The sequence below is a fragment of the Microbacterium sp. SS28 genome (assembly GCF_022761035.1).
Classification (GTDB): Bacteria; Actinomycetota; Actinomycetes; order Actinomycetales; family Microbacteriaceae; genus Microbacterium.
Genome location: NZ_JAKWJP010000001.1, coordinates 430,575 through 450,731, shown reverse-complemented (window position 1 = coordinate 450,731; position 20,157 = coordinate 430,575). Strand labels below are relative to the sequence as shown.

General features: G+C 69.4%; 20 protein-coding genes and 1 tRNA gene. 12 read left to right on the top strand and 9 right to left on the bottom strand.

Features of this window, described 5'->3' with window-relative positions; translation table 11 throughout:
• Positions 1–7: 7 nt before the first annotated feature.
• Positions 8–649 carry an NAD(P)-dependent oxidoreductase gene (locus MJ607_RS02040; protein ID WP_243073879.1) on the top strand — a complete coding sequence of 214 codons (642 nt, stop codon included), beginning with the start codon at positions 8–10 and terminating at the stop codon, positions 647–649.
• Between the two features lie 73 nt (positions 650–722).
• On the opposite strand, the gene MJ607_RS02035 is transcribed toward MJ607_RS02040, so the two are convergent.
• A complete protein-coding gene (locus MJ607_RS02035; protein WP_243073878.1) occupies positions 723–2,027 on the bottom strand; it encodes a DUF4032 domain-containing protein in 1,305 nt (434 codons plus the stop codon).
• A gap of 69 nt (positions 2,028–2,096) precedes the next feature.
• Positions 2,097–3,200 (bottom strand): ABC transporter ATP-binding protein, encoded by a 1,104-nt coding sequence (locus MJ607_RS02030; RefSeq protein ID WP_243073877.1) that lies wholly within the window; start codon positions 3,198–3,200, stop codon positions 2,097–2,099.
• Positions 3,201–3,476: 276 nt separating this feature from the next.
• Here MJ607_RS02030 and MJ607_RS02025 point away from each other — a divergent pair, with 276 nt between their 5' ends.
• Positions 3,477–4,430, top strand: coding sequence for a thioredoxin domain-containing protein (locus MJ607_RS02025; protein WP_243073876.1), 954 nt, complete (start codon positions 3,477–3,479; stop codon positions 4,428–4,430).
• Between the two features lie 43 nt (positions 4,431–4,473).
• Positions 4,474–4,549 (top strand) — tRNA-Thr (locus MJ607_RS02020).
• 79 nt (positions 4,550–4,628) lie between these two features.
• On the opposite strand, the gene MJ607_RS02015 is transcribed toward MJ607_RS02020, so the two are convergent.
• Positions 4,629–6,215 (bottom strand): hypothetical protein, encoded by a 1,587-nt coding sequence (locus tag MJ607_RS02015; protein WP_243073875.1) that lies wholly within the window; start codon positions 6,213–6,215, stop codon positions 4,629–4,631.
• 285 nt (positions 6,216–6,500) lie between these two features.
• On the opposite strand from MJ607_RS02015, the gene MJ607_RS02010 reads away from it, so the two are divergent.
• Both MJ607_RS02010 and MJ607_RS02005 read left to right on the top strand, forming a co-directional pair.
• Entirely contained in the window at positions 6,501–7,517 is a 1,017-nt protein-coding gene (locus MJ607_RS02010) for a medium chain dehydrogenase/reductase family protein (protein WP_243073874.1), read from the top strand.
• Between the two features lie 201 nt (positions 7,518–7,718).
• Positions 7,719–9,248: an alpha-L-fucosidase gene (locus tag MJ607_RS02005; RefSeq protein WP_243073873.1), complete on the top strand. Its 1,530-nt coding sequence runs from the start codon at positions 7,719–7,721 to the stop codon at positions 9,246–9,248.
• A gap of 72 nt (positions 9,249–9,320) precedes the next feature.
• Here the strand turns inward: MJ607_RS02005 and MJ607_RS02000 are convergent, their stop codons facing one another.
• Positions 9,321–10,031 (bottom strand): 1-acyl-sn-glycerol-3-phosphate acyltransferase, encoded by a 711-nt coding sequence (locus tag MJ607_RS02000; RefSeq protein WP_243073872.1) that lies wholly within the window; start codon positions 10,029–10,031, stop codon positions 9,321–9,323.
• A gap of 207 nt (positions 10,032–10,238) precedes the next feature.
• On the opposite strand from MJ607_RS02000, the gene MJ607_RS01995 reads away from it, so the two are divergent.
• A complete protein-coding gene (locus tag MJ607_RS01995; protein WP_243073871.1) occupies positions 10,239–10,781 on the top strand; it encodes an LURP-one-related/scramblase family protein in 543 nt (180 codons plus the stop codon).
• Between the two features lie 66 nt (positions 10,782–10,847).
• Entirely contained in the window at positions 10,848–11,846 is a 999-nt protein-coding gene (locus tag MJ607_RS01990; RefSeq protein WP_243073870.1) for a DMT family transporter, read from the top strand.
• A gap of 78 nt (positions 11,847–11,924) precedes the next feature.
• On the opposite strand, the gene MJ607_RS01985 is transcribed toward MJ607_RS01990, so the two are convergent.
• Positions 11,925–12,473, bottom strand: coding sequence for a nitroreductase family protein (locus MJ607_RS01985; RefSeq protein ID WP_243073869.1), 549 nt, complete (start codon positions 12,471–12,473; stop codon positions 11,925–11,927).
• Entirely contained in the window at positions 12,470–12,871 is a 402-nt protein-coding gene (gene msrB / locus MJ607_RS01980) for a peptide-methionine (R)-S-oxide reductase MsrB (protein ID WP_243073868.1), read from the bottom strand. The genes MJ607_RS01985 and msrB overlap by 4 nt, the downstream gene beginning before the upstream one ends.
• Before the next feature lie 127 nt (positions 12,872–12,998).
• On the opposite strand from msrB, the gene MJ607_RS01975 reads away from it, so the two are divergent.
• From MJ607_RS01975 to groL, 5 genes are all read left to right on the top strand, one after another.
• The gene (locus tag MJ607_RS01975; protein ID WP_243073867.1) at positions 12,999–14,018 is read left to right on the top strand and encodes a DUF2332 domain-containing protein; all 1,020 of its coding nucleotides are present in this window, start codon (positions 12,999–13,001) and stop codon (positions 14,016–14,018) included.
• A gap of 9 nt (positions 14,019–14,027) precedes the next feature.
• Positions 14,028–14,279 (top strand): DUF3263 domain-containing protein, encoded by a 252-nt coding sequence (locus tag MJ607_RS01970; protein WP_243073866.1) that lies wholly within the window; start codon positions 14,028–14,030, stop codon positions 14,277–14,279.
• A gap of 35 nt (positions 14,280–14,314) precedes the next feature.
• A complete protein-coding gene (locus MJ607_RS01965) occupies positions 14,315–14,917 on the top strand; it encodes a LytR C-terminal domain-containing protein (RefSeq protein WP_243073865.1) in 603 nt (200 codons plus the stop codon).
• Positions 14,918–15,050: 133 nt separating this feature from the next.
• Positions 15,051–15,254, top strand: a complete 204-nt coding sequence (locus MJ607_RS01960; RefSeq protein WP_243073864.1) for a cold-shock protein — start codon at positions 15,051–15,053, stop codon at positions 15,252–15,254.
• A 194-nt stretch (positions 15,255–15,448) separates the two neighbouring features.
• Entirely contained in the window at positions 15,449–17,068 is a 1,620-nt protein-coding gene (gene groL, locus MJ607_RS01955; protein ID WP_243073863.1) for a chaperonin GroEL, read from the top strand.
• A 160-nt stretch (positions 17,069–17,228) separates the two neighbouring features.
• On the opposite strand, the gene MJ607_RS01950 is transcribed toward groL, so the two are convergent.
• From MJ607_RS01950 to MJ607_RS01940, 3 genes are all read right to left on the bottom strand, one after another.
• Positions 17,229–17,516 carry a WXG100 family type VII secretion target gene (locus tag MJ607_RS01950; protein ID WP_243073862.1) on the bottom strand — a complete coding sequence of 96 codons (288 nt, stop codon included), beginning with the start codon at positions 17,514–17,516 and terminating at the stop codon, positions 17,229–17,231.
• Between the two features lie 126 nt (positions 17,517–17,642).
• Positions 17,643–19,289 (bottom strand): cell wall metabolism sensor histidine kinase WalK, encoded by a 1,647-nt coding sequence (locus MJ607_RS01945; RefSeq protein ID WP_243074501.1) that lies wholly within the window; start codon positions 19,287–19,289, stop codon positions 17,643–17,645.
• 146 nt (positions 19,290–19,435) lie between these two features.
• Complete coding sequence (locus MJ607_RS01940; RefSeq protein ID WP_243073861.1) at positions 19,436–20,128, bottom strand: response regulator transcription factor; 693 nt, start codon at positions 20,126–20,128, stop codon at positions 19,436–19,438.
• Positions 20,129–20,157 lie beyond the last annotated feature (29 nt).

Genomic DNA, 20,157 nt, shown 5'->3' with positions numbered 1-20,157 from the left:
GAAGACCATGGCACGTATCGCCGTCATCGGAGGAACTGGCTACGCCGGACGCCACATCGTCGCCGAAGGGGCGGCGCGCGGACACACCGTCGTCTCGGTGGCCCGCCAGGTGCCCGCTGAGCGGATCGACGGCGTGACGTACGTCGAAGGCACGATCCTCGACGTTCCCGGCCTGCTCGAGGAGCTGCAGGGCGTCGACGTCATCGTCTCGGCGATCGCCCCGCGCGGCGACATGGCCGATGCCGCGGTCGACGCCGTCCTCGAGCTCGCGCAGGCGCTCGTCGGCACGTCCATCCGTCTCGGCGTCGTCGGCGGCGCCGGCGGCTCGCTGTCCGCCCCCGGCGGCCCGCGCCTGATCGACCTGAACTTCCCCGAGGAGTACAAGGCCGAGGCGCAGACCGGCGTCGACATCCTCGAGGGGCTGCAGGCCACGCCCGCGGACCTCGACTGGTTCTTCATCCACCCGGCCGAGATCTTCGGCGCGTGGAACGCGGGCGAGCGCACGGGCGCCTACCGCGTCGGCGGCGACGTCGTCGTCCGCGATGACGAGGGCAAGTCGGACATCTCCGGCGCAGACCTCGGTGTCGCGTTCATCGACGAGATCGAGAACCCGAAGCACTCGCGCGAGCGGTTCACCGTCGGGTACTGACCCTCAGTCAGCGAAAGCGGCTCGCTCCCTAGGGGGCGGGCCGCTTTGCCATGGAAGGGGAGCGGATGCCGCGTCAGACCAGGTCGCGCCAGTCGATGCCGTCATCCTCGTCGACGATTTCGAGGGCGTCGGTGTCGAGGGGGAGCGTCATGCTCTCGGTGGGCGGTCCCATGAGCGTCGCCTCGTCGCGGCGGTGGCGCAGGACTTCGTCCATGTAGCTCGTGAGCGCCTCGGCGAGGGGGACCGACCGCCCGCGCGCCTGTGAGGCGTACCAGCGGTGCTCGAGCACCTGGTGATAGACCTCGGCAGGCTCGAGCTTGGAGCGCAGGTCGAACGGGATCGCCTTCACGACGGGCTCGAAGACGCGCGTGAGCCACTCGTGCGCGACCATCTCCTCGTCGTCGCCGAGACGCGAGACTCGCGCGCGGAACTCGTCGAGGTCGTTGAGCAGGCGGCGGGCCTGGTTCTCTTCGACGTCGAGGCCCGTCAGGCGCAGGAGCCGGCGCTGGTGGTGCCCCGCGTCGACGACCTTGGGCTGGATCGACACGCGCGTGCCGTCAGGGGTCGCCTGGATCGACATCTCGCCGATGTCGAAGCCGAGGTCGTTGAGGCGCTGCACGCGCTCCGTGAGCCGCCACGTCTCGTTCGCCGAGAACGACTCGCGGTCGGTGAGCGCGCCCCACAGGCGGTGGTACGACGACATGATGCCGTCGGCGATCGCGAGGGCGTCGATGCCACCCTCGAGACGGCCGCCCGCCTCGAGGTCCATGATCTCGCCCGCGATGTTCGTGCGTGCGACCTCGAGGTCGTGCGCGCGCTGCCCGGGGGTCAGCCCCGTCTCGTGCAGCTCGCCGGTCTCGGCGTCCACGAGGTAGGCCGCGAAGGCGCCCGCATCCCGGCGGAAGAGCGTGTTCGAGAGTGAGACGTCGCCCCAGAAGAACCCGACGTTGTGCAGGCGGACGAGCAGCACCGCGAGGGCATCCACGAGACGGTTCGCCGTATCGGGTCGCAGCACCTGCGTGAAGAGGGCGCGGTAGGGGAGTGAGAACTTGAGGTGCGCCGTGACGAGCACCGCGGGGAGCGGCTCACCCGCGGCATCCTTCCGCCCGGCGATGACGGCGACGCGCTCGACGCAGGGAGCGTCCAGACGTGCGAGGTTGCCGAGCATGTCGTACTCGCGACGCGCCATCTCCTCCGTCGTCTCCTTGACGGCGACGACGCGGCCGGAGAGGTTCGCGAAGCGCACCAGGTGGCGCGAGATGCCCTTCGGGAGGAAGACGATCGTGCTGCTGGGCCATTCGGCCAGCGGTGTGGACCAGGGGAGCGTCAGCAGTCCGGGATCCACGGAGCTGGCGGTGATGCTCAGGGCAGCGGGCATGGGTTCCTTTGGAAATGGAACAGCGCGGGCGGTTCTGAAAAGAGCCGCCCGCGCTGTGACCGTGTCGTGTTACGCGGCTGCGATCGCCTTGTCGGTCAGGCGCTCGCCCGACTCGAGGTCGAAGACGTGCACGTGGCCGGGGACCGCGGCGAGGACGACGGTGTCGCCCGCGTTCGGGTGACGGCGGCCGTCGACGCGCGCGACGATGTCGGTGCGCTTGCCGTTGACGTCGGTGTGACCGTAGAGGTAGCCGTCGGCGCCGAGCTCCTCGACGAGGTCGACCTGGACCGTGAGGCCCTTGCCGTCGGCCGGAGCCACCACGATGTCTTCGGGGCGAACGCCGATCGTGACCTCGGAGCCGTGCGCCTTGCCGAGCGTGTCGGCCTCGATCGGAGCGACGGTGTTGCCGAACTGAACGCCACCCTCGGCGAGGTGCGCCGGGAAGAGGTTCATCGCGGGCGAGCCGATGAAGCCGGCGACGAAGACGTTGTTGGGCGTCTCGTACAGGTCACGCGGCGTGCCGACCTGCTGCAGGAGGCCGTCCTTGAGGACCGCGATGCGGTCGCCCATGGTGAGGGCCTCGGTCTGGTCGTGCGTGACGTAGACCGTCGTGACGCCGAGGCGGCGCTGCAGCGAAGCGATCTGCGTGCGCGTCTGGACGCGGAGCTTGGCGTCGAGGTTCGACAGCGGCTCGTCCATGAGGAACACCTGGGGCTGGCGGACGATTGCGCGGCCCATCGCGACGCGCTGACGCTGACCACCCGAGAGGGCCTTCGGCTTGCGCGTGAGGTACTGCTCGAGGTCGAGGAGCTTGGCGGCCTCGAGGACGCGGGCGGCGCGCTCTTCCTTGCCGACGCCGGCGATCTTCAGGGCGAAGCCCATGTTCTCGGCGACCGTCATGTGCGGGTACAGCGCGTAGTTCTGGAAGACCATCGCGATGTCGCGGTCCTTCGGCGGGACGTCGGTGACGTCGCGGTCGCCGATGAGGATGCGGCCCGAGTTGACCTCTTCGAGGCCGGCCAGCATGCGCAGCGACGTGGACTTGCCACAGCCGGAGGGGCCGACGAGAACCAGGAACTCGCCATCGGCGACTTCGAGGTTGAGCTTGTCCACAGCGGGGCGCGTGCCCCCGGGGTACAGGCGGGTTGCGTTGTCGAACGTGACGGACGCCATGTTTTCTTCTCCTTCACCGGCAGGTACGTGCCGGACGATCCGTAGTGAATGGAATGAGCGGGGGCTCCCCGCGCGCCCATCATCGGGCGTATCTCTCATTATGACACGAGGACCGGCGGGTCCTGAAACCGAGGCACCCCCGTGGGCGCTGCCGCGGATTCGCGGTCGTGTCGCGGGCATCGTCTGGGTATTTCCCAGCCACGATCGTTAGCATCGTCTGCGGTCGCCTCCCCGGTGCGGCCGGGCCGAATCGGCCGTCCGAACTCAGAAGGTTCCATGTCGAGCGACGAATCAGACAGCGTGCCCGCCACGAGCGATCGCCGTGAAGCTGTCCGCGAGAAGGCGCTGCAGGTTCAGGCGAAGCAGTCGAGGGCGCGCCTCATCCGCACGGCCGCGATCGCCGCCGCGATCGTCGCCATCGTCGCCGTGACGGCCGTCGTCGTGACGTGGACCGTCGGGTCTGCGGCATCCAAGCCTCTTCTGGATCCTGCGAACGTGAACGGTGACGGGATCATCGTGACGTCGGTGACCGGCACCACCCTCGAGGACGGCTCGAGCGAGATGGGCAACGCGGCCCCCGCGGCGCCGACCGAGCCCGCGACTCCTACCGAGACGCCGACTCCCGACCCCTCTGCGACAGCTCAGCCGGCCGTCGACATCCGCGTCTACGTCGACTACCTGTCGCCGGGTTCGCGCGACTTCCAGCTCGCGAACGCCCCGCAGCTCTCCGCGTGGGTCACGCAGGGCGCCGCGACGCTCTCCTACTACCCCGTCGCGATGCTCACCTCGAAGTCGAACGGCACGAAGTACTCGTTGCGCGCCGCGAGCGCAGCCGCGTGCGTCGCGACCCACTCGCCCGACACCTTCTTCGCCTTCACCCACACGCTGCTGGACCAGCAGCCCGCGGTCGACTCCGACGGCTTCTCCGACGAGGAACTCGCCACGATCGCCCAGGCCGCGGGAGCGTCCTCGCCGAAGGTCGTGCGGGCCTGCATCGAAGACGAGGACTTCGCCTCGTGGGCGAAGTCGGCGACCGACCGTGCGCTCGTGAGCATCCCCGACACGGACGGCACGGCCCTCACCGGCACGCCGATGGTCCTTGTCAACGGCACCCAGTACGTCGGAGCGCTCGACGACCCGGCCGAGTTCTCGCAGTTCGTCCTCACGATCGCGAGCGACAGCTACTACCGCACGGCGAGCCCCACGCCCACCCCGACGCCCACGCCCTGACCCGGCGTTCCCGCTCCGGCCGCCCGGCTAGACTGGGCGCTCTGCCGACTTGGCGCAATTGGTAGCGCACCTAACTTGTAATTAGGGGGTTACGGGTTCAAGTCCCGTAGTCGGCTCCACATCCGTCGGACCTCGCCCTCCCGGAGGGCGGGGATTCGACGTCCCGGTTCTCCCGTAGCGGGGCTCTCGACGCGCGCGTCAGGGTTTCGGCGCGATGCGCGGTCCATCGGCGCTGTCCGCCGCGCCCGGCCGATATCCGAGTCGCAGTCCGACGATCTTCACGTCCACCCGGGCGCCTTCGTCGGCCGCGGTGAGCGTGTAGCGGACAGACCGCGCTCCGGGTATCGCGGCGCCGTCGCGGCGCCACTGGAAGGCGACCGTCTGAGGCTCAGGGCTCCACTCCCCGACCTGGGCGGTCAGCACTCGGCCGACGGTGCGGCTGCCGGTCACCGTCGGCACGGGAACGACGGTGAATGCCGCGAGCCCGACCCGGGCTGTCGGTGCTGAGGTGCGCTTCTCGATCGGCGTCGTATCGACGGTCGTCACGCGGAAGCTGAGGCGTGCGCCGAGATCCGCGACCCCCACGCGGTAGGTGGTGTCGACGGCGCCCGCTATGGGCTGCCCGTCGCGCAGCCAGCGATAGTTGAGTCGCCCGCTCGGCGGGAAGCGTCCGGGATCCCCGGTGAGCACGGCATCCACTGCCGGAGTGCCGGTGATGCTCGGGGCCTCCCACACCGCGCCGGACGCGCAGACCGGATCGACGACGGTTCGCAGGTTGTCGAGCAGCACGACGGAGTCGGCGGACTCGTCGCCGATGTCCTGGATCGAGACGATCACGTCGGTCGCGCCCGACCTCAGCGGGATGAGGGCCGTCAGTCGGGGGGACCACCGATTGATGCCGTTCCCCGCGATGGGGGAGAGATCCTCGCTGTCGGCATTCAGCTGTCGTCCGGCGGAGTCGAAGGCCAGGTTGTTGGGTGCGATCACCCGCTCGTGGTCGTCCGCGATCGACAGCTGCGACGTGGGCGACTCGATCGTGAGCACGTCCTTCGTGCGGGTGCCGGGGCTCTCCTCCGTCGCGAAGGCGTAGTCGAGGGCGAGGCGGGACGCGGCATCCGGCGGATCGACTGTGATGGTGATGGTGCTCATGTCCCAGCCTCCGACGCCGGCGGGCGCCGTCTCGAGACCTGTCGAGATGACGACCTGTGTTCCCGGCGGGAAGGTGCGCAGCGCTTCGCGCGCATTGCCGGTGGAGAGGACGAGATAGTCCGCACCCGCCGCCGGGAATCCGTCGATCGCCGCGCTTCCGATCGTGGCGCCGCTGCTCGCGAATCGTCCGGAGATCGTTGTGCCGGGGTCGGCGTCCAACGCGTCGAGGAAGCCGTCGAACGAGATGATCTCGAAGGGGGCGCTGTAGGCCGTCTGCTGTGGATAGCCCGCTTTGTGCGCCGTCACCGCGACCCGGTAGGTCGCGTCGCTCGGGCCTTCGGGGAGGGTGAACGTCTGGCCTGTGGCACCGCTGAGAGGAGCGCCGCCCGCCTGCCATTGGTAGTCGAACGAGTCAGGTGTCGGCACCCACGTACCGGGGTCCGCCGTCATCGTCGACCCGCCGCTCGGCGTGCCGGAGACGGTCGCCCGTCCGATGGTCTCCCACTGGGGTGTTCCGGTCGCAGCCGCATCGGGGGCGGCAGCGTCAGCCGCCACGGCCGGAGCAGCCGAGGAGAGCCCGAGCGCGAGGATCGCGGAAGCGGCGAGGAGAATTGAGACGGCACGGCGGCGGAGCATGATGACCCCCTGATCGCGGGAGGCTCGGAACGCGCGATCGCGCCACAGACTAGTCGCGGGCGACGACTCCCGACACCCTGCTGATCGAACCCACCAGCTTGTTCGATCGATCGTCGCGAGCCGATTCCCGCAGACTGGCTGCCCGCGGGCGCAGCAGTTCGCGACGCTGGACTCGGGCTGCTTTCACACGCTCCGTGTGAGGTGACACGTCCGGCGTAGGCTCGGCCTCGACTTCGCGGGCGTTCACGGCGGTCGCACGGTCTGTCGCACGACGGGAGGAGTCGCATGATCCAAGCGGTCATCGTCGGTCACGGCGGCCCGGAGAAGCTGCAGCTGCGCGAGGGTCCTGACCCTCAGCCGGCCCCTGGGGAGGCGCGCATTCGGGTCAGGGCGAGCGGCATCAACTTCGCCGACATCCTCGCGCGGCAGGGCCTGTACCCCGATGCTCCGAAACCGCCCGTTGTGGTCGGCTACGAGGTGTCGGGCGCTGTCGACGCCGTCGGCAGCGGAGTCGATCCCGCGCTGATCGGCACCGACGTCATCGGCCTCACCCGATTCGGGGGCTACGCGGACGTGGTCTCGGTTCCCGTCGGCCAGGTCTTCGCGAAGCCGTCTCGCCTTTCGCACGAGGAGGCGGCGTCCCTTCCCGTGGCCTACCTCACGGCGTGGCAGCTGCTCGTGGTGATGGGCTCTCTCAAGCCCGAAGAGACGGTGCTCATCCACAACGCCGGCGGAGGCGTCGGGCTCGCCGCGATCGACATCGCCCGGCATGTCGGTGCGACCATCTACGGCACGGCCAGCAGTGCGAAGCATCCGTTCCTGCGGGAACGCGGCGCTGCGGAGCTCATCGACTACCGCACGGCGGATTGGACGAAAGAGGTCGACCGTCTCACCGGCGGGCGGGGCGTCGCGCTCGTCACCGATCCGCTCGGCGGCGCGCATTGGAAGAAGAGCTACCGCGCGCTGCGCTCGGGCGGCCGGCTCGGCATGTTCGGGGTCTCGACGGCGACGACGTCGAGGCTCGCAGGACCGCTTCGCCTCGGGTGGGCCGCCGCGGGCATGCCGTTCTTTCATCCCGTGGCGCTCATGAACGCGAACAGAGCCGTCTTCGGCGTCAATCTCGGTCACATGTGGGGCGAGGCCGAGATGACGGCGGAGTGGATGCGGACCATCCTCGGCGGCGTGGAAGCGGGGTGGGTGCGCGCCCACGTCGACCGCAGCTTCCCGCTCGCGGAGGTGGCGGCGGCCCACACGCATATCGAGGAGCGCAGGAACGTCGGGAAGGTCGTCCTGACGAGCTGAGCTCGTTCGGCGAACGAGGTCGATCCGCCGAAATCCCGAGGCAGCACGGCCTTTCGCGGAATCTGTGCGGCCGGTCGCATGACATTGTGGGGACTGCTTCGTGTGGGCCGTGCCGGATGAGGGCGCTCCGTACCTCTGCGCCGGCGCAGAGGGTGGCCGGGCGAGGCGAAGCCGCTCGAGTCGAACCAAGGAGTCATTCGGATGATGGATCGATCCTGGATCCCCGCGCCCGTTTCCCACGCCGACGATGCCGTCCAACTGGAGCGGATCGCGCAGACCGTGGCGGCGGGGCCGTTCACCGACACGTGGGACTCGCTGCGCGGCTACCGTCCGGCGCGATGGTTCGGTGAGGCGAAGTTCGGGATCTTCCTGCACTGGGGTGTGTACTCCGTGCCGGCGTTCGGCAGCGAGTGGTACTCGCGGAGCATGTACCAGCAGGGCACCCGCGAGTTCGCGCATCACGTCGAGACGTACGGCTCGCAGTCCGACTTCGGGTACAAGGACTTCATCCCCCAGTTCCACATGCACGACTTCGACCCGGACGCGTGGGCCGCGCTCTTCCGCCGCGCCGGCGCGCAGTACGTGGTGCCCGTCGCCGAGCATCACGACGGCTTCGCCATGTACGACAGTGCCCGCACGCGGTGGAACGCGAGGCAGATGGGGCCGAGCTCCGACGTGTTCGGGGCGCTCGGGGCGGCGGTGCGCGACCAGTCGATGACGTTCGGTGCGTCATCCCACCGCGCCGAGCACTGGTTCTTCATGAATGGCGGCACCGCGTTCGACTCCGACGTCCGCGATCCTGAGTTCAGCGACTTCTACGGTCCGGCACAGCGGGAGGAGACCTCACCGTCCCGCGCTCATCTGGATGACTGGCTCCTGCGCACCGTCGAGATCATCGACCGGTACCGGCCGGAGATCCTGTGGTTCGACTGGTGGATCGAGACCGAGGCCTTCGAGCCGTACCTGCGCACCCTCGCGGCCTACTACTACAACAGCGCCCACGAGTGGGGCCGGGAAGTGGTCATCGCCTACAAGTGGAACGCCTTCGCCGATGGAGCTGCGGTCTACGACATCGAACGCGGCGCGATGAGCACCGTACAGCCGTTCGTCTGGCAGAACGACTCGGCCGTGTCTCGCAACTCGTGGTGCTGGATCGAGGGCCACGACTACAAGAGCATCCCCGAGCTGTTGGGTGAACTGCTGGACGTCGTCGCGAAGAACGGAAACCTGCTGCTGAACATCGGGCCCAAACCCGACGGCACGATCGCCGAACCGGAGATCGCGATCCTCGAGGCCATCGGGGATTGGCTCGCCGTGAACGGTGAGGCGATCTACGGCACCGTTCCCTACCATGTCCCTGGAGAGGGCCCGCTGCAGATCAAGGGCGGTTCGTTCGTGGACGGCGAGTCGTCGATCTTCAGCGCCGACGACTTCCGCTTCACCACCCGCCACGACGTCACCGGATCGTACCTGTACGCGTCGACGGTGGTGTGGCCCGAGACGGGGAGCGTCGTCCTGACCACTCTCGGGCGGCGCCACCAGGTGGAGCCGCGCGAGATCGCAGAGGTGAGACTGCTCGGAGAGGCGGAGCCGCTGGTCTGGCGGAGAGAGCTGGACGGACTGCACGTCGAACTCGGCGACCGACGGACCGGTGCGCACGGATACGCGCTCAAGGTCAGCTTCGCGCCGCCGGCACCCGCACGGCGAACGGACTTCCTGCACCAACTGTGAGGGGATGCCTCATCAACCGCACGAGGTCGGACCCGGCGACTGAGTCAGGCGGTCTCCCGCTGAGGGAGCTGCTCAGTCGCGCGAGGTCGCGTTCACGCCGCCGGAGCGTTCCTGTCCGCTCAGGCGGGCGATGGCGGCCATCATGCGCTCGGTGATCTCTCGACGGGCCCTGCCGTCCGGCACCCCCTCGAGGTCGGCGAGGTCGAGCGGCTCGCCGAAGTGCACCTCGAGGCGCGGACGCCCGGGGAGCAGATGGCTCAGCGGCTTGGCGGCGCCGGTGCCGATCAGCCCGACGGGCACCACCGCGGCGCCCGTGTCGCGCGCCATCCATGCCGCGCCGCCGTGACCCTCGTGCAGCTTCCCGTCGCGTGAGCGGGTTCCCTCGGGGAACACCGCGAACACGCTTCCAGCCCGCAGGATGCTGCTCCCGGCGTCGAGCGCGGCTCGCGCAGCGCGACCCGTCGCCCGGTACACCGGCACGCCGCCGATCGAAGTGAAGAACCAGCGCTTGGCGCGGCCGAGTACGCCCGAGCCCGTGAAGTACGACGACTTGATGAGGAACTGCACCGGACGGGCCGCGGATGTCGGGATGATGACGGTGTCGAGCGACGCGAGATGGTTGCTCGCCAGCAGCACCGGCCCACGCTCGGGCACGTTCCCTCGACCGACGATGCGCGGACGGTACATGACCCAGAACAACGGCCGCAGCACAACGCGCCCGACGAAGTAGATGGCACCGGGCCGCGGTGGGGGACTGGGGGTCGACGGAGCGGGCGCTGTCACCCCGACACCCTACCCGTCGAGGCAGGAGCCGATCCCTCGATAGGAGACGCCCACCCGTTCCTCACCGTTCTTGACCTGTTCGCCGTGCGCGAGTACGGTCCGGACGTGCGAGGCAATGACGGCCGGACTCCCTGTCCGCCCGTTGTCACGAGCACACCGGTCCGATGCCGATGTCCTCTGCTGAGCCAACCGGAAGAAGGGTGAAGCATGGCACTGGGCCGTCGAGAAGAGCGTCAAGAGCGGCGTGAGGAGCGGCGCGGTGGCGGCCGCGATGCGGAGGTCTTCCAGATGCGCGAGAAGCTCGTGTCGTTCGGGGATGACTATTGGATCGAGACCACCGGCGGACGCCGCGCGTTCAAGGTGGATGGGAAGGTCGCCCGCATCCGCGACACGCTCGTGATCCGCGACATGGCCGGCGCCGAGGTGGCCAAGGTCCAGGAGCGCAAGATCGCGATCCGCGACACGATGTCGATCGAACGCCCCGGCCGGCCCGACGCCACGATCAAGAAGGCGCTCATCTCCCCGCTGCGGGAGCGCTTCACGCTGTCGGCCGACGACTTCGCCGATATCGACATCCAGGGCAACATCGTCGACCACGAGTACACCTTCGAGGTCGACGGCTCCAAGATCGCCGAGGTCTCCAAGAGGTGGCTGCGCGTGCGCGACAGCTACGGCGTCGAGATCGATGCGGGCCAGGACATCGGGCTGATCCTCGCCGCCACGGTGGCTCTCGACCAGATGTCCCACTGAGCGTCGCCCGCTGACCACCGCCCTGCCCGGTCGGGGCTCACGCCCCGGCTCGGGCAGGATGGTCGGGTGCCTCCTCGCCGCCTTCCCGCCTGGCTCGCGCTCGGCGGCGCCGTGCTGGTCGGCGTCCTCACGGCGACGCAGGCGCGCATCAACGGCTCGCTCGGGGTCGCACTCGACGACGGTCTCGTCGCGGCGGTCATCTCGTTCGGCTCGGGGCTTGTGATCCTGCTCGTGCTCGCCGCGGCTCTGCCCGACGGACGCGCAGGCGTCGCTCGCCTCATTCGCGGCGTGGGAACGAGACGACGCACCCGCGGCTTCGCAGAGCACGAGCGAGGCACGGCGAGAATTCCGTTCTGGATGCTGCTGGGCGGCCTTGCGGGAGCTCTCACCGTCGCGACGCAGGGCCTCACGGTCGCGACGATCGGCGTCGCGCTGTTCACGGTCGGCGTCGTTGCGGGGCAGACGCTCAACGGCCTCGTGCTCGACCGCGTCGGCTACGGTCCGGCCGGCGTCGTCGCGGTCACGATGGGGCGCATCGCGGGCGGCGCGCTCGTGCTGCTCTCGGTCGTGCTGTGCCTGGCGGGGCAGGGGACCGGGAATGTGCCGTGGTGGATGCTGCTCCTGCCGTTCCTCGCGGGCGCGGGCATCGCATGGCAGCAGGCGACGAACGGCCGACTGCGGCAGGCCGTGGGCAGCCCCCTCGTCGCGACCCTGGTCAACTTCGTCGGCGGGACGATCGTGCTCGCCCTCGCCGCGGCGATCCACGTCGCACTCGACGGGCCCCCCGCGGCTGCTCCCACGCCGCCGTGGCTGTACACCGGCGGCGGGATCGGCGTCGTCTACATCTTCCTGTCGGCGGCGCTCGTGCGGCACACCGGCGTGCTCCTGCTGGGGCTCGGCTCCGTCGTCGGCCTGCTCGCGACATCCGTCGTCCTCGACGCCGTCTGGCCCCCGCTCTCGGGTCCCGCGCTTCCCTTCGCGCTCGCGGCGGTGTGCGTCGCACTCGGGGGCGTCGTCGTCGCGGTCATCCCGTGGGCGCGGATCGCGCGCCGGGCTCGCGGCTGACGGCGCGGATCCTCTCGCGCCGACGAAGCCGAACCCGAGCCGGTCCCGGGCTCGGGCAGAACAACTCGCCCCTGCGGGTCAGTGCTTCTTGCCGCCGGGCATGCGCGACACGAACCGCGAGGCGTCGAGCGGCTTGCGGTGACCTCCGCGCGAGCGGTGCGGCTTGCCGCCGACGTAGAGCCAGCCGAGCAGCTCTTCGTTCTTCTCGAGCCCGTGTGCCTTCGCCACAGCCTTGTCGCGCGTGTACCCGCCGGTGCGCCAGAAGACGCCCCACCCGGCTTCGTCGAGCAGCAGGCTCAGCATGTGGGCGACGCCGGAGGCGACGGCCTCCTGCTCCCAGCGCGGCACCTTGCTCTTGCGGTAGCTCGCGACGACCGCGATCAGCAGCGGCGCGCGCTGCGGCTTGGTCGAGGCGCCCTTGTGGCCCTCGGCCTTGTTGATCGCGCGGCCGAGCGCCTTGCGGTCGTCGCCGCGCAGCTCGATGAGCCGCCAAGGCTTGAGCGACGAGTGATCGGCGACGCGGCCCGCGGCCGAGACCAGCTCCAGCAGCTCGCCGTGGCTCGGCGCGGCATCCGTCACCTTCGACCAGGAGCGGCGCGCACGGGCCGCTTCGAATGCGCTGCTCATGATTCCGGCGTGAACGCGAGCGAGATCGAGTTCATGCAGTAGCGGTCGCCTGTGGGCGTGCCGAAGCCGTCGGGGAAGACGTGACCGAGGTGCGAGCCGCAATTCGCGCAGCGGACCTCGGTGCGCACCATCCCATACGTGCGGTCCTCGATGAGCTCGACCGCCTCGGGCTGGATCGACTCGTAGAAGCTCGGCCACCCGCAGTGCGAGTCGAACTTCGTGCCGCTCTTGAACAGCTCCGAGCCGCACGCGGCGCACGTGTAGAGGCCCGCGCGGTGCTCGTCGAGCAGCTCACCGGTCCACGCGCGCTCGGTGGCGGCTTCGCGCAGGACGGCGTACTGCTCGGGACCGAGCTGATCGCGCCATTCGGCGTCGGACTTTTCGACGGGGTAGCTCATGAGATCTCCTTCTCGCCCCTCCATTCAACCCGACACTGACACGGTGCGCTCGGTTCGCCCGATCCGCGAGACTTCATCTGTGTCCGCAGAACCGAGCGATCCGATGACTGAGGCGAAGTCTCGCGGCGTGGTGCACGACGCGGAGAGTGAAGTGCGCGCGTTGCGGGAGCGCTACGACCGCTTCGCGCGCGACGAGGCCCCGGGGCGCTCGGACCTGTACAGCGAGTGGGCGGCGGGCGTGGCGGCCGACGAGGCGACGGCCGAGATCCTCGCGCGCATCCCCGCGACGCGTCGCCAGCCGCCCCTCGTCTTCGCGATCACGCGTCTGCTCGGAGCTCCGCTCGAGCCCTACGCGGAGTGGTCGGCGTGGCTCGCCCGCAACGCCGCCGCGGTCGTCGCCGAGAGCGCGCGCCGCGGTCTGCAGACGAATGAGCCGCTGCGCTGCGCCGCGCTGCTGCCCGCCCTGAGCAGGATCGACGGGCCGATCGCCCTCGTCGAGATCGGTGCGAGCGCGGGGCTGTGCCTCCAGCCTGACCGCTACTCGTACCGCTATTCAGGGGCTCGGAATGCCGCGCTCGACCCGCACGACGGCGTCTCGTCCGTCGTCCTGGAGTGCGAACTGCGGGGCGAGCTCGCGGGCGTGATGCCGCTGCGCATGCCCGAGATCGTGTGGCGCGCGGGGATCGACCTGGACCCGCTCGACGCGACAGACGAGGCCGACCGGCGCTTCCTCACGACGCTCGTGTGGCCGGGGGAGGAGGGCCGCGCCCAGCGCATCACCGCCGCCCTCGACATCGCCGCAGCCGATCCGTCGCTCATCGTGCGGGGCGATGCGACCAACCCTGTCGTGCTCCAGGCGATCCTGGATCGCGCGCCCGCCGACGCGACCCTCGTCGTCACGACCCCGGGCGTCCTGCCGCACATCCCGCGCGCGGGCCGCGACCGGCTGCTCGCGACGCTGACGGCCGCCCCCGTCGAATGGGTGACGATCGACCCGCCCACCCTCCACGAAGCGTGGCGCCCGCCGATAGACCTCGCCGGCTGGGAGGGGTTCGTCCTCGCCCATGACGGGGAGCCGCTCGCCGCCGTCGACCCGCTCGGCGGTTTCGTGGAGTGGCGCACGGCCGCCGTGGCGCCGCGCGGCTAGCGTGAGCGTGTGCCCCTCTCCGACCGCGAACGCGCCATCCTCGACTTCGAGGCCGAATGGCGCCGCCACGCCGGTGCGAAGGAGGAGGCAATCCGGGCCGACCTGGACCTCTCGCCCGCGCGGTACTACCAGCTGCTGGGGCGCCTGATCGACACCGCCGACGCGCAGCAGCACGACCCGATGCTCGTCAAGCGGCTGCGCCGCCTGCGCGACGCCGCCCGCCACGCGCAGGGCGCGCGCTCCGTCGCACAGCCGCGCTGATCGGCCGTCATCGGTCCTACCGGTAGCATTCTGTGGTGCCGAAATCGACCTTCCCGAGAGATCGCTTCGACGAACTCCCCGCGGAAACAGGTCGAGTGGGCGCGCACCGCGCCGAGAACCCCCACATGCGGGGATGGGTCGTCTTCCTGTGGGCGATCCTCGCGACCATCGTCCTCATCGCGGTCGGCATCTTCGGCACCCTCATCGCGTCGGGGCGGATCGTGCTCAACCCGCCGCCCTCGCCGACCCCGACTCCCATCGAGACGGTCGCCCCGGTCGTGGACACGACGTACGCCGTCATCGTGCTGAACGCGACCTCCGAAGAGGGCCTCGCGACGCAGATGAAGGATCAGATCGTCGCGGCGGGCTGGCCCGCCGACTCCGTCACCGCGAGCGGCGCGGGTGTCACCGACTTCGCCGAGACGACCGTCTACTTCGCCTTCCCCGAAGATGAGGCGGCTGCCCGCGGCCTCGCCGAGACGGTGCTGGGCGGCGCCCAGGTCGCGCAGAGCGACGTGTACCAGCCGGCCGACGACCCCGCGACGGCTGACATCGACGAGAGCACGACGAAGCAGCTCGTCGTGGTCATCGGCCTGGATCGCACGAGCAATCCGCCGAGCCCCTCAGCTACTCCCTGACCTGCGAACGGGCGGGTGTTTCGGCCCGGTAAACACTTCGCGGCATGCGTGTCAACAGTTCCTCTCCTCGCGATTTCGGCCCGAAAGCCGCCCATACGATGGGCGGAATAACACGGCTACAGGAGTGATTCGAATGACGCAGGGCACTGTCAAGTGGTTCAACGCCGAGAAGGGCTTCGGCTTCATCACCGTCACGGAGGGCCAGGACGTCTTCGTCCACTACTCGAACATCGACATGTCGGGCTTCCGTGTCCTGGAAGAGGGGCAGAAGGTCGAATTCACGGTCGGATCGGGTCAGAAGGGCCCGCAGGCCGAGTCGGTGCGCGTCGTGTCCTGACCGACGGATGCCGCGGCATCCCGAATCGGGCAGCCGCTGACTTCGACACCCCGGAGGGCCTCGTGCCGCCGGGGTGTCGCCGTGTGTCGGGACGTTCCGCGTGGCTTGCACTCTCTAAGGGCGAGTGCCAGAATGGGTTAGCACTCGACATCTGCGAGTGCTAAGACCTAGCCCGTCCGGAGGGACGAACACACATGGCAAAGATCATCGCTTTCGATGAGGAGGCCCGTCGCGGCCTCGAGCGCGGCCTCAACATCCTGGCCGACGCCGTCAAGGTGACCCTGGGCCCCCGCGGTCGCAACGTCGTTCTCGAGAAGAAGTGGGGCGCCCCCACGATCACGAACGACGGTGTCTCGATCGCCAAGGAGATCGAGCTCGACGACCCGTACGAGAAGATCGGGGCCGAGCTCGTCAAGGAGGTCGCGAAGAAGACCGACGACGTCGCCGGTGACGGCACGACGACGGCTACCGTCCTCGCCCAGGCGCTCGTCAAGGAAGGCCTCCGCAACGTGGCCGCCGGCGCCGACCCCATCTCGCTCAAGCGCGGCATCGAGAAGGCCGTCGCCGCGATCTCGGAGGAGCTGCTCTCTTCGGCACGCCCCGTCGAGTCCAAGGAGCAGATCGCCGCTACCGCGTCGATCTCGGCTGCCGACACCACCATCGGCGACCTGATCGCCGAGGCGATCGACAAGGTCGGCAAGGAAGGCGTCGTCACCGTCGAGGAGTCGAACACGTTCGGCACCGAGCTCGAGCTCACCGAGGGCATGCGGTTCGACAAGGGCTACATCAACCCCTACTTCGTCACCGACCCCGAGCGTCAGGAAGCGGTCTTCGAGGACCCCTACATCCTCATCGCGAACCAGAAGATCTCGAACATCAAGGACCTTCTGCCGATCGTCGACAAGGTGATCCAGGAGGGCAAGGAGCTCGTCATCATCGCCGAGGATGTCGAGGGCGAGGCGCTTGCGACTCTCGTGCTCAACAAGATCCGCGGCATCTTCAAGTCGGCTGCCGTCAAGGCTCCCGGCTTCGGCGACCGCCGCAAGGCGCAGCTCCAGGACATCGCGATCCTCACGGGTGGCCAGGTCATCACCGAGGAGGTCGGTCTCAAGCTCGAGAACGCCACCACGGACCTGCTCGGCCGTGCGCGCAAGGTCATCATCACCAAGGACGAGACGACCATCGTCGAGGGTGCGGGCGAGTCGAGCCAGATCGAGGGTCGCGTGACCCAGATCCGTCGCGAGATCGAGAACACCGACAGCGACTACGACCGCGAGAAGCTCCAGGAGCGCCTCGCCAAGCTCGCCGGCGGCGTCGCCGTCATCAAGGCGGGTGCGGCCACCGAGGTCGAGCTGAAGGAGCGCAAGCACCGCATCGAGGATGCCGTCCGCAACGCGAAGGCTGCCGTCGAAGAGGGCATCGTCGCCGGTGGTGGCGTCGCGCTCATCCAGGCCGGCAAGACCGTCTTCGCGAACCTCGAGCTCTCGGGTGACGAGGCCACCGGTGCGAACATCGTCAAGGTCGCCATCGAGGCTCCGCTCAAGCAGATCGCCCTCAACGCGGGCCTCGAGCCCGGCGTCGTCGCGAACACGGTCGCGGGCCTGCCCGTCGGCCACGGCCTCAACGCCGCGACCGGCGAGTACGGCGACCTGTTCGCCCAGGGGATCATCGACCCCGCCAAGGTGACGCGCTCCGCTCTGCAGAACGCGGCGTCGATCGCCGGTCTGTTCCTGACGACCGAGGTCGTCGTGGCGGACAAGCCCGAGAAGGTCGGCGCTCCGGCGGGCGACCCCACGGGTGGCATGGACTTCTGAGTCCCGCCCGCGGTAGCGAATAGCGAATCGCAGAAAGGCCCCCTCCTTCGGGAGGGGGCCTTTCTCATTGCCGCGTGCGCTCGGCCGAAGTCGAGGTCGAGGTCGGGTCGAGGTCGAGTCGGGCGCCGGGCGCCGGGCGCCGGGCGGCCGGAGGCCGGGGTCAGCGGAACAGCGCGACCGAGGCCTGCTCGGCGTCGGCGTACTGCCGCGCCGCGACGCCGAGGGCGCCGTTGATGCCTGCGAGGGCGTCTTCGACCTGGCGCTGGGTCGCGCGCCACTGATCGACGACGCCCTGGAACGCGATTGCCGCACCGCCCGACCACGTGGACTGCAGATGCGTGAGCTGGGCGAGCATCGACTGCGTCTCGCCCTGGATGCGGTCGATCGTGCCGCGCACCGATCCGGTCGCGGCGTAGACGGCATCGCTGTCGACGGAGAAGACGGCCATGGGAACCTCCTGGAGTCTGGGTTGGAGTGACTCGGGCCAGGCTAGGGAGGCGGGATGCGGGATCCCGCGCCGCGGAAGCGGCTGTGCAGGCGTGAGTGCGGGGCCGCCGCTGGGGAGGAGACGCCGTCAGCGTTGGTCGCGCACGCGCGTGAGCGGCTGCGTCGGAAGGCTCGCGCGGGCCGCCGTGATCGCCTCGCTCGCGAGCGGGAGGGCGACCCGGAAGGTCGCGCCTCCGCCAGGGGTGTCGACGACGTCGACACTGCCGTGCAGGGCCTCGACGATCGACGCGACGATCGACAGGCCCAGGCCCGTCCCGCCCGTTTCGCGGGCGCGCGAGGTGTCGGCGCGCCAGAAGCGCTGGAAGATCTTCTCCTTGATCTGGTCGGGCACACCTTCGCCGTGGTCGACGATCTCGATCCATCCCATCTCGGTCGTGACGTCGATGCCGATGCGCAGCTCGATCGGGGAGTCCTCGCCCGTGAAGCGCCGCGCGTTGCCGAGCAGGTTCGCGACGACCTGGCGGATGCGGTTCTCATCCCCGAGCACGATCGGCGGAGTGTCGGACGACTCTTCCACGCCGAGGTCGACGGGAGCGACGGGCGGGGCCTCGCCGACACCCGACGCCTGGATCGCAGGTACGGGGCGGGGTCGCCGGCGCAGCAGCGAGAGGGTCGCGCCGGCGCGCGACTTCGCCGACGGGCTCGCACCGCCGCGCCGTCCCTTGGGGGCCTCCAGGTTGTGCGGTTCGGGCTCGGACGCCTCCTCGGCGATCGGCGGAGGACCCAAGAGCGTCGTGTCGAGCACCGAGACAGGACGAAGGGGGGATGCCGCGCGGACGTCCATCGCGGCATCCCGCGCGATCGGCCGCAGGTCGACGGGCGCAATCACGACATCGCGGCGCTCGTCGAGCCGGGCGAGGGCGAGGAGGTCCTCGACGAGGAAGCCCATGCGCTTGGCCTCGCTCTCGATGCGGTCCATCGCCTGCGTGACGTCCTCGTCGCCCTCGATCGCGCCCATGCGGTACAGCTCGGCGTAGCCGCGCACCGTCACGAGCGGCGTGCGCAGCTCATGGCTCGCGTCGCCGATGAAGCGGCGCATCTGCCGCACGGTTGAATCGCGCTCGGTGATCGCCGCGTCGACGCGGTCGAGCATCGCATTGATCGCCGTTTTCAGACGTCCGACCTCGGTCTTGATCGGCTCGATGTCGGTCATGCGCTGGCTGAAGTCGCCCGTGGCGATGGTCATCGCCGTCGACTCGACCTGCCCGAGGCTGCGGAACGTGAGGGTCACGAGCCAGCGGGTCAGCAGGGCGCTTGCGACGATCGTGATGAGGGCCAGGATGCTGTAGATGCCGAGGTAGGTCGTCACGACGCGGTTGATCGGCGCGAGGGGCAGTGCGACGACCTGCGAATAGAGCACGGCGGCGCCATCCGGTGGGTAGATGTCGGCGCTCGCGTGGAACACACCCGTGCCGTCGTCGCTCGGGATCTCGAACGGAGTCGTCCCGCGCTCCTGCGTGTGCTGCAGCGTCCGGGTCTCGGGGAAGAGCGGCTGGGGACCGTCCCGGTCGCCACCGGCCGTGATGACACGCGCCCCGTCGGGACCGTAGATCGCGACGGAGTAGTCCGTCACGGCATCCGGCTTCTTCTTGAACGTCGTCACGCCGTCTGTCGTCGTCGTCTCGAGCAGACTGTTCACGGCGACGTCCGACGTCGTCAGCTGCACGAGCTGGTCGTCGAGGCTGATGATGAGCGCGTTGCGGAGGAACGCCATCGTGCCGATGCCGGCGGCGACCAGACCCACGACGAGGAGCGACACGGTGACAGCCGTGACCTTGGCGCGCAGGCTGATGCCGCGCCACCACCCCGTGAGGGCGTCGGACTTCTTCGCCAGGGCGTTCGCCTCCCCGTCGCGGCCGGTCAGGCGGTCTTGCCGGCCTTCAGCATGTAGCCGAAGCCGCGCTTGGTCTGGATGAGGGGCTCCGTCGCGTGCGGATCGATCTTGCGGCGCAGGTAGGAGATGTAGCTCTCGACGATCCCCGCGTCGCCGTTGAAGTCGTACTCCCACACGTGATCGAGGATCTGCGCCTTCGACAGCACGCGGTTGGGATTGAGCATGAGGTAGCGCAGCAGCTTGAACTCGGTCGGGCTGAGGTCGATCGAGACGTCCCCGACGACGACGTCATGCGTGTCCTGGTCCATCGTGAGCTCGCCCGCGCGGATGACCGACTCCTCGTCGGCCTGCATCGTGCGGCGCAGGATCGCCTGGATGCGCGCGACGATCTCGTCGAGCGAGAAAGGCTTCGTGACGTAGTCGTCGCCACCCGCGTTGAGGCCCGTGATCTTGTCCTCGGTCTCGTCCTTCGCAGTGAGGAAGAGGATCGGCGCCGTATAGCCGGCACCCCGCAGACGCTTCGTGACGCTGAACCCGTTCATGTCGGGGAGCATGACGTCGAGGATGATCAGGTCGGGCTCCTCCTCGAGGACGGCCGAGATGGTCTGGGCGCCGTTGGAGACGGCCCGGACCTGGTAGCCCGCGAAGCGCAGGCTCGTGATGAGCAGGTCGCGGATGTTCGGCTCATCGTCGACGACGAGGATACGAGGTGCGGTCATGCCCTCATTATGTCGGCGGAATCGATGGC